16 protein-coding genes are annotated in these 13,494 nt (G+C 67.7%); 9 read left to right on the top strand and 7 right to left on the bottom strand.

What is annotated here, in order from left to right:
• The first annotated feature begins 196 nt into the window (after positions 1-196).
• The 5 genes from AC5P7I_RS05975 to AC5P7I_RS05955 all read left to right on the top strand — a co-directional run bounded on the left by AC5P7I_RS05975 (position 197) and on the right by AC5P7I_RS05955 (position 3,762).
• The gene (locus tag AC5P7I_RS05975; protein ID WP_262088374.1) at positions 197-841 is read left to right on the top strand and encodes an HvfX family Cu-binding RiPP maturation protein; all 645 of its coding nucleotides are present in this window, start codon (positions 197-199) and stop codon (positions 839-841) included.
• Positions 842-936: 95 nt separating this feature from the next.
• Positions 937-1,413 (top strand): HvfA family oxazolone/thioamide-modified RiPP metallophore, encoded by a 477-nt coding sequence (locus AC5P7I_RS05970; RefSeq protein WP_014646322.1) that lies wholly within the window; start codon positions 937-939, stop codon positions 1,411-1,413.
• A gap of 54 nt (positions 1,414-1,467) precedes the next feature.
• The gene (locus AC5P7I_RS05965; RefSeq protein WP_262088373.1) at positions 1,468-2,313 is read left to right on the top strand and encodes an HvfB family MNIO-type RiPP peptide maturase; all 846 of its coding nucleotides are present in this window, start codon (positions 1,468-1,470) and stop codon (positions 2,311-2,313) included.
• Positions 2,306-3,040: an HvfC family RiPP maturation protein gene (locus tag AC5P7I_RS05960; RefSeq protein ID WP_262088372.1), complete on the top strand. Its 735-nt coding sequence runs from the start codon at positions 2,306-2,308 to the stop codon at positions 3,038-3,040. The genes AC5P7I_RS05965 and AC5P7I_RS05960 overlap by 8 nt, the downstream gene beginning before the upstream one ends.
• A gap of 83 nt (positions 3,041-3,123) precedes the next feature.
• Entirely contained in the window at positions 3,124-3,762 is a 639-nt protein-coding gene (locus tag AC5P7I_RS05955; protein ID WP_014646319.1) for a ferric reductase-like transmembrane domain-containing protein, read from the top strand.
• Between the two features lie 55 nt (positions 3,763-3,817).
• On the opposite strand, the gene AC5P7I_RS05950 is transcribed toward AC5P7I_RS05955, so the two are convergent.
• The 5 genes from AC5P7I_RS05950 to AC5P7I_RS05930 all read right to left on the bottom strand — a co-directional run bounded on the left by AC5P7I_RS05950 (position 3,818) and on the right by AC5P7I_RS05930 (position 8,142).
• Positions 3,818-4,954 (bottom strand): metallophosphoesterase, encoded by a 1,137-nt coding sequence (locus tag AC5P7I_RS05950; RefSeq protein WP_049441145.1) that lies wholly within the window; start codon positions 4,952-4,954, stop codon positions 3,818-3,820.
• Between the two features lie 120 nt (positions 4,955-5,074).
• Positions 5,075-6,616 (bottom strand): TerC family protein, encoded by a 1,542-nt coding sequence (locus AC5P7I_RS05945; protein WP_262088371.1) that lies wholly within the window; start codon positions 6,614-6,616, stop codon positions 5,075-5,077.
• A 43-nt stretch (positions 6,617-6,659) separates the two neighbouring features.
• Positions 6,660-6,884 carry a helix-turn-helix domain-containing protein gene (locus tag AC5P7I_RS05940; protein WP_012479411.1) on the bottom strand — a complete coding sequence of 75 codons (225 nt, stop codon included), beginning with the start codon at positions 6,882-6,884 and terminating at the stop codon, positions 6,660-6,662.
• On the bottom strand, positions 6,884-7,351 hold the full coding sequence (locus AC5P7I_RS05935; RefSeq protein WP_041864087.1) for a DUF2975 domain-containing protein: 468 nt from the start codon (positions 7,349-7,351) through the stop codon (positions 6,884-6,886). The genes AC5P7I_RS05940 and AC5P7I_RS05935 overlap by 1 nt, the downstream gene beginning before the upstream one ends.
• A gap of 209 nt (positions 7,352-7,560) precedes the next feature.
• On the bottom strand, positions 7,561-8,142 hold the full coding sequence (locus AC5P7I_RS05930) for an NMCC_0638 family (lipo)protein (protein ID WP_014646315.1): 582 nt from the start codon (positions 8,140-8,142) through the stop codon (positions 7,561-7,563).
• A gap of 130 nt (positions 8,143-8,272) precedes the next feature.
• On the opposite strand from AC5P7I_RS05930, the gene AC5P7I_RS05925 reads away from it, so the two are divergent.
• Together AC5P7I_RS05925 and AC5P7I_RS05920 are read left to right on the top strand one after the other, a co-directional pair.
• Positions 8,273-8,584: a metalloregulator ArsR/SmtB family transcription factor gene (locus AC5P7I_RS05925; protein ID WP_004147836.1), complete on the top strand. Its 312-nt coding sequence runs from the start codon at positions 8,273-8,275 to the stop codon at positions 8,582-8,584.
• 24 nt (positions 8,585-8,608) lie between these two features.
• Positions 8,609-10,003 (top strand): DUF2867 domain-containing protein, encoded by a 1,395-nt coding sequence (locus tag AC5P7I_RS05920; protein ID WP_111205841.1) that lies wholly within the window; start codon positions 8,609-8,611, stop codon positions 10,001-10,003.
• A gap of 38 nt (positions 10,004-10,041) precedes the next feature.
• Here the strand turns inward: AC5P7I_RS05920 and AC5P7I_RS05915 are convergent, their stop codons facing one another.
• A complete protein-coding gene (locus AC5P7I_RS05915; protein ID WP_262088370.1) occupies positions 10,042-10,473 on the bottom strand; it encodes a pyridoxamine 5'-phosphate oxidase family protein in 432 nt (143 codons plus the stop codon).
• A gap of 285 nt (positions 10,474-10,758) precedes the next feature.
• Here AC5P7I_RS05915 and AC5P7I_RS05910 point away from each other — a divergent pair, with 285 nt between their 5' ends.
• Both AC5P7I_RS05910 and AC5P7I_RS05905 read left to right on the top strand, forming a co-directional pair.
• Positions 10,759-11,196 (top strand): hypothetical protein, encoded by a 438-nt coding sequence (locus AC5P7I_RS05910; RefSeq protein ID WP_046429425.1) that lies wholly within the window; start codon positions 10,759-10,761, stop codon positions 11,194-11,196.
• Positions 11,197-11,232: 36 nt separating this feature from the next.
• Entirely contained in the window at positions 11,233-11,739 is a 507-nt protein-coding gene (locus AC5P7I_RS05905; RefSeq protein WP_046429424.1) for a PaaI family thioesterase, read from the top strand.
• Positions 11,740-11,748: 9 nt separating this feature from the next.
• Here the strand turns inward: AC5P7I_RS05905 and AC5P7I_RS05900 are convergent, their stop codons facing one another.
• Complete coding sequence (locus AC5P7I_RS05900) at positions 11,749-13,491, bottom strand: GGDEF domain-containing protein (protein ID WP_262088369.1); 1,743 nt, start codon at positions 13,489-13,491, stop codon at positions 11,749-11,751.
• Positions 13,492-13,494 lie beyond the last annotated feature (3 nt).

The raw sequence follows: 13,494 nt of genomic DNA, 5'->3' as shown, positions 1-13,494 counted from the left end.
TTTCGGGTGGATATCGCTGTCCGCACGCGGGCGCGCAACGCCCCGATGCGCATCCGCGCATCGTCTTTGTATCTGACTGTACGAAACCCCGGCCGCGGCCACAGTCGCTGACAAAACCCCGGGCAACGGCACACGTTGCCGATACCTGCGCCGCCTGGAATGGCTTCCATCGACCACTGGCCCGCAGGACACCACCATGATCAGCACCGCTTCTTCCGTGTATACGCCCCGCCTGGACGCCGTCGGCCGCTGGCTCTCGCCGTTGGCGCTGCGCACCCTGCTGGCCTGGGAGTTCTTTGAATCCGGCCGCGAGAAGCTGGGCGGCCAGAACTGGTTCGCCGACCTGGAAGGCCGCTTCCCGTTCCCGTTCTCCACACTGCCCGCGTCGCTGAACTGGCAGCTGGCCACATGGCTGGAACTGGTGGGTGCGGTGATGCTGCTGCTCGGCCTGGCCACGCGCTCGGTGGCCTACGTCTTCTGGGTACTCACCATCGTTGCCATCGCCGCCGTGCACTGGCCCGACCAATGGAACGGCCTGGGTGAACTCTGGCAGGGCTATGCGATCACCGACCAGGGCTACGGCAACTTCAAGCTGCCGTTGCTGTTCCTGGCCATGCTGCTGCCACTGATCCTCAACGGCGGTGGCGCACTCAGCGTGGACCGGCTGCTGGCCGGGTCCGGCCGTACCACGGCACGCAATGACGGCCTGGGTTGGGGCGTCAGCCTGATCGCCCTGCTGCTGCCGGTTGCCGCGCTGTTGCCCGGCATCGGCTTCGGCGGTGCCCTGCTCGGCGGTGTGCTGGTGCTGGGCCATCTGCTGCGCCGTCGCCGCGCCGCCTGAGCCGACTCCCCTGTTCCCGCGCGTTTCGCTTTCCGTCGCCTCTTCGGCGGCGTCCATCCCGCACGCCCCGCGTGCTTTCCCAAGGAGTCACCACCATGTCCATCTCGACCAAGAACACCTCTTCCTCCCGCCTGCCGCGCATCGGTGCCATCGGCATCGCCCTGGCCGGTGGCCTGCTGCTGGCCGGCCAGGCCGCGGCGATCCAGCCGCTGGCGATCAGCGCGGTGGCCATGAGCGCCGCCGCCGAAGGCAAGTGCGGTGAAGGCAAGTGCGGGGCCAACAAGGCCACCACCGGCAAGCCCGCCGGCAAGGCCAAGGTGGCCGAGGGCCAGTGTGGCGAAGGCAAGTGCGGCGACGCCTCGTTTGCCCGCACTGATCGCGACCACGACGGCAAGGTCTCGCGTGCCGAATTCAACGCTGTGGCCGCCAAGCGTGCCGCCGAGTTCGACCGCATCGACACCGACCACGACGGTTACATCAGCGAGCAGGAAGCGCACGACTACCTGCGCAGCGTCTACACCGCCAACGGCAAGCCGATGCCGAAGGGCCTGTTCTCCCGCGTTGCCGATTGATCGACGTTCACCCGGCGCCGCCTTCAAGGCGGCGCTCTCTGTGGAGCATCCGCCATGTCCCTGCCCCTGCCCACCCATGCCGCCGGTCTTGGCCTGCGCCGTGGCCTGATCGACGAACTGCTGGCCATGCCGGCCGGTGCCATCGACTTCCTCGAAGTATCCCCCGACAACTGGATCGGCGTCGGCGGTACACACGGCGACGCGCTGCGCCAACTCAGCGAGCGCCACCCCTTGACCTGCCACGGCCTGTCGCTGTCGCTTGGCGGTCCTGATCCGCTGGACCGCACCCTGCTGGCACAGACCCGTGCCTTCCTCGACCTGCACCAGGTGCAGCTGTACAGCGAACACCTGAGCTACTGCGCCGCCGGTGGCCATGTCTACGACCTGCTGCCACTGCCGTTCACCACCGAGGCCGTTCACCATGTCGCCGGCCGTATCGCCCAGGTGCAGGACATGCTGGGCCGGCGCATCGCCGTGGAGAACATTTCCTACTACGCCGTTGCCGGCGCGGACATGAGCGAGATCGACTTCATCAACGCCGTGCTCGCCGAAGCCGACTGCGACCTGCTGCTGGACGTCAACAACGTCTTCGTCAATGCCTGCAACAACGGTTACGACGCCTTCGAATTCCTGGCCCACGTGCCGTCCCACCGTGTCGCCTCGCTGCACGTAGCGGGCCACTTCGATGAAGACGACGGCTTCAAGATCGATACCCATGGTGCGCCGGTGAAAGGCGTGGTCTGGGCGCTGTTGCGCGAGGCCTACATGCGGGTGGGCGTGCGTCCCACGCTGCTCGAGCGCGACTTCAACTTCCCGCCGCTGGCCGGGTTGCTGGCCGAGGTCGCGCAGATCCGCCAGGCACAGGCTGAGGCACGTTGGCCGGAGGCGGCCCATGGCTGAGTCGCTGGCTACCCTGCAACGGCGCTGGGCCGATCATGTGCGGGACCCTGCAAAGACCGCACCCGATGGCGTGGAGGCGCGCAGGCTGGCGATATACCGCCGCCTGTGCATCGACAGCCTGGACACCCTGCTGGCCGGCAGCCTGCCGCGACTGCAACAGCAGTTGGGCACGTCGCGCTGGCGCGACACCGTGGCGCACTACTACGCCCACCACGCCTGCCAGACCCCGTTGTTCCCACGGATCGCCGGCGAGTTCGCGGCCTGGCTGGCAGTGCAGGACACGCTGGCACTGCCGGACTGGGCGGCGGAACTGGCGCACTACGAGAGCACGCAGCAGTCGCTGCACATTGAAGCGCGTGGCGCTGGGTGTCTGCTGCAGCGCTTACCCGAGGACAGTGATGTGCTGGCGGTTTCGCCGCTGGTGCGGGTGCTTGGGTACCGGTGGCCAGTGCATGAGGACGAGGGGCTGGAACCGGTGTTGGGCGCAGCTCCCACGCTGCTGGTGATCCAGCGCCGCGCCGATTTCAGCCTGAAGGTCGAGCAACCGTCACCGCTGGCCTACGCGCTGCTTTCGGTCTTCGGTGACGACGGCGCGCGTGTGGATGAGGCACTGCAGGCGCTGTCCGAAACACATGACGTGGCAACGGACGCATTGCGTGCTGCCTGCGTGCCCGTTCTGGGCGAGCTGTGCACGGCGGGGGTGCTGGTTGCATTGCCTGCTTTCTGAGGTTGCCGGCCAGCGGCCGGCACTACCCGTTCATTGACCGGCAAGCGGCCGGCACTACCCGCCCCCTACTTCGAGGTCTCATCATGGCTGCTTCCAACATTTCCTTCCTGCACGGCTGGCGTCTGTTCGTAGCCATCGCCGTGGTCCTGATCGCGTTCGCACTGACCGCCTTCGCCCTGTATCCCGATGCAGCCGAAGGCAGCCGCGCGGCGATCCGGCTCACCGCCCGCACATCGTTCCTGCTGTTCCTGGCGGCATTCACGGCATCCTCCTTCGCCACCCTGCTGCCCGGCCCGTTCACCCGGTTCCTGCTGCGTGAACGGCGCATCATCGGTCTGTCCTTCGCGTTCTCGCACCTGCTGCACGCAGTCGCCATCACCAGTTTCGGCATCCTCAACCCGGCGTTCTGGCCAGCACGCTCCGCGCTGGCCAACCTCCCGGGCACGGTGGGCTACATCGCCATCCTGGCGCTGGCCATCACCTCGCACCGGGGGCTCGCCCGGCGCATGGGACCCACCGCCTGGCGTCGCTTGCACGTCACCGGCATGTGGATCATCGCGGCGGTGTTCACCTACTCGTACTTCAAGCGCGTGCCCGGCAACTTCTGGTATGCGGTGCCGTCGGCGCTGCTGTTCACCGCCTTCGTGGTGCGCTGGATCGCCAAGCGGGCGCAGGCCCTGCGTCGAAGTGCGCATGCGCGGCCGCCGCTGCGGGCGGCCTGACGGGCCGGGGTCAGATCCCTTTGCCAAAGGCAAAGGGATCTGACCCCACATCAGGTCAAGGCGCGCGGCGCAGCGTGATCAGGGTGATCTCCGAAGGCACGCCGATGCGCGCCGGGAAACCGGCCCAGAGGCCCGCGCCGTTGCCCACGTACAGCGTCATCCCCTCCACGTCGTAGCGGCCGGAGACAAAGCCACCATTGGCCCGCTTCACCAGCTGGTCCATGCCGATGATCTGCCCGCCGTGGGTATGCCCGGACAATTGCAGCTTTACCCCGCGCGCCGCCGCCTCGCGCGCATTGCGCGGGCGGTGGTCAAGCAGGATCACCGGTGCAGAGGGATCGGCACCGGCCAGTGCAGCGTCCAGATCCGGCAGCGGCAGGCCGTAGCGTGCGGCCACCGGATCGGTGACACCGGCGATGGTCAGCGCCGCGTCGCCGCGCCGCACCTGCAGGTGGCTGTTCTCAAGCACCTGCATGCGCAGCGCGCGGAACGCCTGCATCCATTGCTGATACTGCGCGTAGTACTCATGGTTGCCGGTGATGGCAATGACGCCGTCCGGCGCCTGCAGATCGGCCAACGGGCGCGCGTCGTCACGGCGGGCCTCGACGCTGCCGTCGATCAGGTCGCCAGTGATCACGATCAGGTCCGGCTTCAGCGCGTTGCTCTCGTCCACCACCCTGCGCACCCAGTCGCCGGTCAGCAGGCGGCTGGCGTGGATGTCGGTCAGCTGCAGCACGCGATAGCCGTCGAACGCAGCAGGCAGATCCTTGATCGCCACGTCGATCTGCCTGGGCTGGGGCACGGCCATGCCCTGGCTGACGCCATAGCCACTCACAAGCAGCGCCAGCAGGCCAGCCAACGGCCGCAGCTTCGAGGCGCGCAGGGCCGATACGATGCGCGGCCAACGCAGCAGGCGCGAAAGCAGCAGGCCCACATCCAGCACCAGCATCAGCAACGCCAGCAGCAGCACCGCCGTGGAGCCGGTGGCCAGGACGGCGATGGCCATCCTCGGGATTTCCGGTGATGCCATCGTGCCCCAGAAGGTGGCCACGATGCGCAGCTGCACGGCCATGGCCACCACCAGCAGCGAGAGCACGACCTTCAACCCGATGGGCATGCGCAGCGGCCAGAACAGGCGCCAGGCCACATACAGGCCCATCAACAAACCGATCGTACTCAGCACTGCAACCATCCATGACAGAAAGCGGGCCCGCCATGGTGACGGCTGCGGGTCGTGTTGTGTAGAGCCGCGCCCATGCTCGGCTTCTCGACACGCAGCCGGGCATGGGCCCGGCTCTACAACAACAGGCGGTCAGGCCATTCCGTCGAGGCGCTCCACCCGCAGGCGGGCGATACGGCGCTTCTCCATTGCCAGCACGGTGATGCGCACGCCGGCCACCTCCACCGCGTCGCCGACGTCCGGCAGGCGGCCCAGCTGCTCCAGCACCAGACCCGAGATGGTCATGTAGTCGGCACTGCGGGGCAGCGACACGCCCGCCAAACGCTGCAGGTCGTCCAGGGTCAGCGCACCATCGGCCTCCCATTGATCCTCGCCCTGCGCCACCACGCCATAGCGCTCGTCCTGGGTATCGACCAGGTCACCGGCAATCGCAGCCAGCAGGTCGTTGGCGGTCACCAGGCCCTCCACGCTGCCGTACTCGTCCACCGCCACCGCCAGCGGCACCGGATGCTGGCGGATCAGTTCCAGCGCCTGCAGCGCACTGGCAGTGGACAGAACGTACTGCGGTTCGCGCAGGTTGCCCTCCAGCTGCAGTGGCTTGCCCTGCAGCAGGTCGGCCAGCACGTCCCGGCTCTGCACCACGCCACGCAGGCTGTCCAGGTCACCGTCGCCGACCAGCAGGCGCGTATGCGGCGAGGCCACCAGGCGCGCCACCACATCCTCCTGACCACGCGCCAGGTCGATCCATTGCACGTCGGCACGCACAGTCATCACGCTCGACACCGGACGATCGGCCAGGCCCAGCACGCTGCGGATCATTTCGTGCTCCGCCGGCTGCAGGCGCTCGTCGGCGTCCACCTGCTCGTCCACGCCTTCGTCGTCGTTGCCGTTCGCTGGACGCGCGCCCAGCATCCTCAGCACGGCATCGGCGGTGCGCTGGCGGAACGGCTGGCGGCGCTCGTTGCGCTCACGGTTGAAACGCACCCACTGGTTGAACGCCTCGACCAGGATCGAGAAAGCGATCGCTGCGTACAGGTAGCCCTTCGGGATCTTGTAGCCCAGGCCTTCAGCCACCAGGCTGAAGCCGATCATCAGCAGGAAGCCCAGGCACAGCACCACCACGGTGGGATGCTTGTTGACGAAGCGGGTCAGCGGCTTGCTGGCCAGCAGCATCAGCGCCATGGCGATGGTCACGGCCGCATACATCACGCCCAGGTTGTCGACCATGCCGACGGCGGTGATCACCGAGTCCAGCGAGAACACCGCGTCGAGCACCACGATCTGTGCCACCACCATCGCGAAGCTGGCATAGACCTTCTTGCCATCCTCGTGATGCTCGCGGCCTTCCAGCCGTTCGTGCAGTTCCATGGTGCCCTTGAACAGCAGGAACAGGCCACCGCCCAGCAGGATCAGGTCGCGCCCGGAGAAGCTGTGGTCGAACAAGGTCACCAGCGGCTCGGTCAACTTCATGATCCAGGCCAGCGCCGCCAGCAGCACCAGCCGCATCAGCAGTGCCAGCGCCAGGCCGATCACCCGCGCGCGGTCGCGCTGGTGCGGCGGCAGCTTGTCGGCAAGGATCGCAATGAACACCAGGTTGTCGATGCCGAGAACGATCTCCAGCACGACCAGGGTTGCAAGGCCCATCCATATCGAGGGGTCAGCCAACCATTCCATTTCAGGTCCGTTTCGTCAGTGGGTAAGGGAAGAGGGCGTCCACTCAGTCGGCATCCTGCGCCTGCGCCGGGTCATGCCCAAGCAGGTCGCCGGGCGTGCACTGCAGTTCGCGGCAGATCGCATCCAGCGTGGAAAAGCGGATGGCTCGCGCCTTGCCGGTCTTCAGGATCGACAGGTTCGCCAGGGTGATGTCGATGCGCCCGGCCAGCTCGGACAGGGTCATGCCCCGTGCCTGCAGCATGCGGTCCAGGGTGATGACGATCGCCATCAGATGACACCATCAAGGTCATCGCGCATCGCCGCGCCCACGGCGAACACGCGTGCGAGCACGAACAGCATCAGCACCGCCACCAGCCCGGTGATCGACATGCCGCCGCCCACCTCCATCCAGGTGAAATCCGGGCCCATCCAGGCCGCGTAGGCACCGATCAGGATCGACAGCAGTTCCATTGCCAGCATCAGCCAGGCCATGCGCTGCAGGCGCTGTGCATTGGCATGGGTGAACGGCCGCTCGCGCGCCGCCGACTTCAGCAGCCTCAGCAGATGGCGCAGGAACAGCAGGCACAGCACCAGCAGCGCGACGATCGCGCCCAGGCCCAGGCAGAAGTGCAGGAACAGGTCATTGCCATGCGCGGCGGCGGCCTCGGCGTCATGCACGCTGTCGAGCAGCCAGCGGCGGTCATGGGCGACCAGTGGCACCGCCAGCAGTGCGGCCAGGATGCCCAGCCAGCACATCGCCCGGACGGCCTGTACGGCGGCCTGGGCCAGGGTGAACAAGCCTCGCGCGGGTCTGGCGCGGGCGGGACGAGCGGTCAAGCGGCCTCCGGCATTGGGGTGGCCTCGCCGCCCCAGGGTGGATTTATCGATAAACGATATACCACATCCTGCGTGAAAGGCTGAATCGCGAGCATGGTCCACCGGCTGGGCGCGGGCCCCGGCAGGCGTTATCGGGTGGGAGCCGCGGGTTCGAGCATCGCGTCCCCCGGCGTCACCGAGGCCATCGCCTGTACGCCGGCCTCGGCCGCCTGCCGCGTCACCAGCCGGAAGCGCACCTGCAGCTTGGCCTGCCCCGGCGTGGCCCAGCCGTATTGGATCGCCACCTGGTCGGCCGACAGCGGACCACGGCCCGGCAGCGAGCGCGCCTGCAATGGCTTCGGTGCCGCCTGCACCAGCCGTGCGAAGCCCTTCTGCACCACCGCCGCATCGGCCTTCTCCGCATACACCGAGCAGGTGCCATCGTCGGCCCAGCTGACCGCATAGCGGCCGCTGGCCAGCGGCACCATCCAGGCCACGCCCGACTGCCCCTGCAGCAACGTTGCCGCTTCGGCAGGCTGCAGCGGTGACAGCCCGTTGGATTCCATCAGCGACTGCAACCGCGCCGGCGCACCGATGTGCTGCATGCAGGCGGTATCGAACAACTCGCTGAAGGGATCCTGCGCCGGGGCCTTGGCCTTGGGAGTACGCGCGGGTTGCGCCACCGCCAGGGTGGGCAGCAGGGCCAAAGCCAGCCAGAACGCAGGACGCATCGGGATTCCACGCTACGGAAAACAGCAGGGAGGATGGCAAAGCCCGGGCGCGCCGCGCAATGGGTTCATGGCTTGACAGTCCTAAGCGGCGGGAGCAACATGAATTAACGAATTAGTTAACTAGCTCTCAATGGACCGCATCTTCGAAGCCCTTGCCTCCACCGCCCGCCGGCAGATCCTGGCCTATCTCAGCGCCGGCGAGCTCAGCGCGGGCGAGCTGGCCGAGCGCTTCGACTTCAGCAAGCCGGCGTTGTCCAGCCACCTGCGCATCCTCGAGGAAGCCGGACTGATCGAACGCGAGAAACGCGGCCAGTTCGTGTACTTCAGGCAGGTACCCGACCGTTTGGCCAACACGTTGTTCTCGTGGGCGGCCGAAGTCTGCCCGGTCGGCGGCCCGCTCAAGCGTGAAGCCCGCGCCCGCCGCAAGTCCCCCGCCCGCTGATCCGCCCCGCCAAGGAGCATGACCATGCCTGGTTCGACCCGCGATCGCCGTTCGTTTCCAGCAGTGCAGCTTCCGGCACAGGACGGCGGCAGTCCGACCGAAGTCACCCTGATCGCGCAGCTCGGCATCGGTGCGGGTGACGCGCTGGTGAGTGACGCCGGCCAGCGTCAGCGCCACCACCCGGCCTTCATCGATGCGTTGGATGAACCTTCGGCGCGACTGGGTGGCATGCACCTGCAGCACGGGGATGCCTCCTCGCTGTACAGCTTCACCGTCGGTGCCGGTGGCCACCCGTTTCATCGCCATGCAGGCCCGCGCATGTTCACCGCCATCGCCGGCAGCGCGGGAGCCGAGCTGCGTTTCGCTACCGCCTCCGACGCGCAGCTGGCAGCAGGTCCTGGTGCCTTCGCGCGCACGCTTCGGCGCGTCCGCATCCCACCGGACTGCCTGTTTACCGTGCGCTTCGGCGGCGGCACCTGGCACCAGTTCGCGTCGAACCATCCTGCACATCCGGCGCTGTTTGCGCTGTCCTGCCACAGCGATGAACTGGCAGGCCGAATGAGCGAGCAGACCCGTGCGCAGGTGGAGCGCAATGCCGCCGATATCCCCAGCCTGACCGAGGTGCTTCCGGAATCGTACTGGCCTTCGTGCACCTCGCTTGCGGCGGCACCGCTGTTGCAGCTGTCGCTGCAGGCGGCACCTCCCAGCGTGTGCGCGCACCTGTGCGCGCGTACCCGTGCCCTGCTCGGCCCGCTGCGCCGCATCCCCATGCGGCCGCTGCGCGGGTTCGTCGAACGTGCCACACCGGCCTATCCCATCCATTCGCGGCCCGCGCCCACCGATGGCCTGCTGACCACAGCGCTGCCGCACAGCCACTACCAGGACCTGACCACCCTGTGCCTGGAACCCTCGCAGGTGGTCCACCGTTCCGCGTCGGCGCTGCTGGCCGACGTACTGGAGGGCTTCCTGCGCAATCCACCCAGCGGCGTAGGCCAGCTGATGGCGCTGCGAAACCGACTGGTGGCACCGTTGCGGTTGCGCACGTCGCCGCTGGGATGCCCGGTGTCGTCATTGCTGTCGACCGATCGCAGCCGGTTGTTCGCTGGTCGATTCCCGGTGCTGGATTCGCACATCGATACGCAGGACAACGACGCCGAAGTCCTGCTCGGCGCCGACGATCGGCACCTGCGTTTCCGCAGCAGCGTGCGCGTGCAGCGGCATCGCGATGGACATGTCGAGATCAGCCTGGGCTCACGCGTGCAGACCCTCAATGCGTTCGGCGGCATGTACATGGCCCTGATCGACGCCGGGCACCGGCACTATGTCGCACCGGCACTGCTGCGGCGTGCGGTGGAGCACGCCTTGGCACCGGAACTGGCCAACCTTGAGGATCCGGCAGCACACCCTGCGCACTGCTGACCGTGGAACGCGATGCGCCGGGCGCTGCGCGGTTCCGGTCAGATCACGATTTCGCCCTCGTCCTCGCCATCCCAGTAGTGGATGCGGCTGGCGCGCACGTGAATCAGCACCAGTCCCGGTGTATCCACGCCCTGTTCGAACCAGCGCTCCAGGTCCTTCACCCAGTGCTGGCTCATCGTGGCCCGGTCGTGCACCAGCACAGCCCTGCCCTGCACGTGCACGAACAGCGGCGGCTTGCCCAGCAGCGACTTGCTGCCGGAAAAACCCAGCGCAACGGCGGGGTCAGCTTCAATCTCGCGCACCATGTCGGTGTCTTCGGTGGTGAAGAACCAGCTGTCACCGTCATAGTCCACGTCGCCATTGTTGCTCATCGGACGGCCGGCAATCTCTCCACCGGCGTGGGTCTGCAGCAGGCTGAAATCAATGCCGGCCATTTTCCTGGCCAGTTCGGGCAGGGTGAGCTGGGTCATGGCGTCGTCCTTCATGGAATGGAATCCCAGCGTCTGCGCAGCGCGGTGACCTGGGCGTGGAGGGGTAGTTGCGGCCTCTTCACAGGAAACGAGATAGAGCGCATGGCGCGTACGTGACGCATTCCTCACCACCACACTGGCGTTAACGGCAGATGGAGGAACGGCCCTGCAAGCCGCGACACGCCCCTAACGGCGTGCTGCCCCAGAATCGCGCAACCCCGTGGCGCGACCGGCATGGCTGCCGGTACAAACGCGGCCTTTCCTCCGCAACCGCATGGCCTCCACATGGACCTGTCCGCCTGGCTCGCGTTCGGCTGCTACCTGTTGGCGTTCTTCATTGTCTGCCTGTTTGCTGCGGCCTATCTGAAACGCTCCGACTTCATGCCCTACCACGGCCAGGCCGTGGACAGGCCGTGGGCACAGATCGACCCCCGCATGCAGGTGCTGCTGATGGCACTCATCCGCGTGGTCGGCGCTGCCTGGATCGCACTGGCCGGTGCCGGCGTGATGCTGGCCTGGTTGATCTTCTTCGGAGGTCACTTCGCACTGCCGCAGCTGCTGGCGTTCCAGCTGTTCTGCCTGGTCGCCACCCTGCCGCCGGTCCTGGTCGCTTCCGGCGTGCGGCGACGCACCGGTGCGCGTACACCGGTGCCCGCCGGCGCCGCGGTGGTGCTGCTGTCGGTCATCGGATTCGTGCTGGCCCTGTTGTCGCTACCGCAGTGAGTTCTTTTTCTCCCCTCTCCCCCGCGAGGCTCCACGATGAATCCCGAATCGATCTTCTACAGCGTGGTCAACGGTGATCTTCCACGCTCCCAGGCCGGCACCCTGCTCGGCTGGCGCTTCGTCGGTTACGACGATGCACTGCGCCGCATCCAGGTCGAGTTCGAGGCCGGGCCGGTGCTCACCAACCCGATGGGCAACGTGCAGGGCGGTTTCCTGTCAGCGATGCTGGACGACTGCATGGGGCCAGCGATCTACGCCACCCTGCCTGCCAACCGCATCGCGGTCACGGTCGAATCCAAGACCAGTTTCGTCAGCCCCGCACGGCCCGGGCGGATCATCGGCTGGGGCGAAGTCGAGCACAGCAAGGGCAGCATCGCCTTCACCCGCGGCTGGCTGACCGACCCGGCCGGCAAGGTGCTGGCCACTGCCAGCGCCACCTTCCGCGTGGGTGCGCTGCGCTGGCGTGGACTCTCGGTGCCGCGTCCCATCGCGCGCCGGATGATTGCGCGCACGCTGCGGCGCGTGCATGCGCAGATCGGCTGATGGGTGCCGTCAACGTGCGTTGCGGCCGCCGCCGGCCACGTGCACGCGGTCGCGGCCCTGCGCCTTGGCCTGGTACATGGCCGCGTCGGCGGCACGCAGCAGGGTGCGCCAGCCCAGCGCGTCGGTGCCGCCCTCGGCCACACCGAAGCTGGCGGTGACGCGCAGCACCTTGCCACCGACCAGGGCGATGTCCAGCCGCTGCAGCGCCACCCGCAGCGACTCGGCCAGCTGGCGGCCACCGGCCAGATCCCCGTCGGCCAGCAACACGAGAAACTCCTCGCCACCATAGCGGGCAATGCTGTCGCTGCGGCGCAGGTGGCGCTGCAGCAGCTGCGCCACCTGCACCAGCACCTCGTCACCGGCGTCATGCCCGTGCCCATCGTTGATCGCCTTGAAGCGGTCCACGTCCAGCAGGATCACCACCGCGCTGTTGCCGCCGTCGGCATGACGCTGCTGCACCAACTCGTCCAGCGCGCGCCGGTTCAACAGCCCGGTCAGCTCATCGGTGCCGGCCAGCTGGCGCAGCTCGCTGGTCAATGCCGAGCGCTCGCGCGACTTCTCGCGCAGCACTTCGATGGCATCGAACAGGCGCTGCATCTCGGCCAGCGGGTGGGTCACATGCTGCTCCGGGCCGGGCGCTTCCGAGGCGATCTGGATGACCTGCTTCTGCGCCTGCAGCAGCGGCCGCAGGATCTGAAGATGCGCGATGCGCAGCGCCACGCCCAGCACCACCAGCGTGCCCAGCACCGTCGCCACCAGCACCACCAGGCGCGTCGCTTCGCGATTGCGGGTGCGTTCGAAACGGGCGATGGACACGCTCAGGTAGCCGTCCCGCAGCGCTTCCAGCGACCGCAGGGTCGGCACGTAGCGGGTGGTGAATTCGGCGGTGGTCCACGGCGGCGGCACGCCGCGCCGGCCATCCTCGATCAACTGTTCGATCATCGGCAGCGATTCGCCGAAGAACTGCCGGCGCGCCATGTCCCAATGCCAGGACAGCGCCGGATCACTGCGGAACACCGCTTCATGGCTGCCTGCCAGCCGCCACAGCTCCAGCAGGCGGCCTTCGGTCTGCAATGCCGCCCGCACCTGTTCGTCACGCCAGGCCCCCGGTACCGCCACCGGCGCCATCACGTTCGAGGCCAGGCGGCCGCCATGCTCGCGCAGGTCGATCAGCACCTGGCCCTGCATCGCCGGAATCGCCGCTTCGCGGTCGGCGCTGACCAGCACGTTGATCTGCGCCGAGGTCAGCACGTGCAGGCGATCAACCACGGCGAACATGCTGCTGATCGCGCGCTCCACGTCCTCCACCTGGCGCGCGCCATGCGGCTGTGCCGCCACCCGGTCCACCGCGGCCCGCGCCGATTGCAGGCGACGTTGCGCATCGGCCAGCAGCCCGTGTTCGTCGACCACGCCCGGGTCAGCGTTGAACACGGTGTCCAGGCGTTGCAGGGCGGTATCGACCCGCTTGCGCGCGACTGCCAGCTCCGCCGCCAGCCGGGCCTGTTCGCCCGCATCGGCCGTGTTGGCCCCGAGCAGGCTGTTGGCGGGGCCGCGCTCGGCCGACACCAGGTTGGCCAGGTCGAAGGTCTGCCGCAGCTGGCGCAGGCTGACCAGGTTGTCCTCGGCGGCAGTGAAGCGCAGCGTGCCCTGCACCAGCGCGATGGCCATCAATGGCAGCGTACAGACTACGAACAGCCCGGCCAGGATCCAGACCCAGGTCCGCAATCCGATGGGCGACGCCTTGCGGGCCATGCA

The sequence above is a fragment of the Stenotrophomonas sp. YJH_SMC_138 genome, from assembly GCF_059369855.1.
The sequence above is the reverse complement of the archived record's forward strand: the minus strand, read 5'-3'. Positions and strand labels throughout refer to the sequence as shown.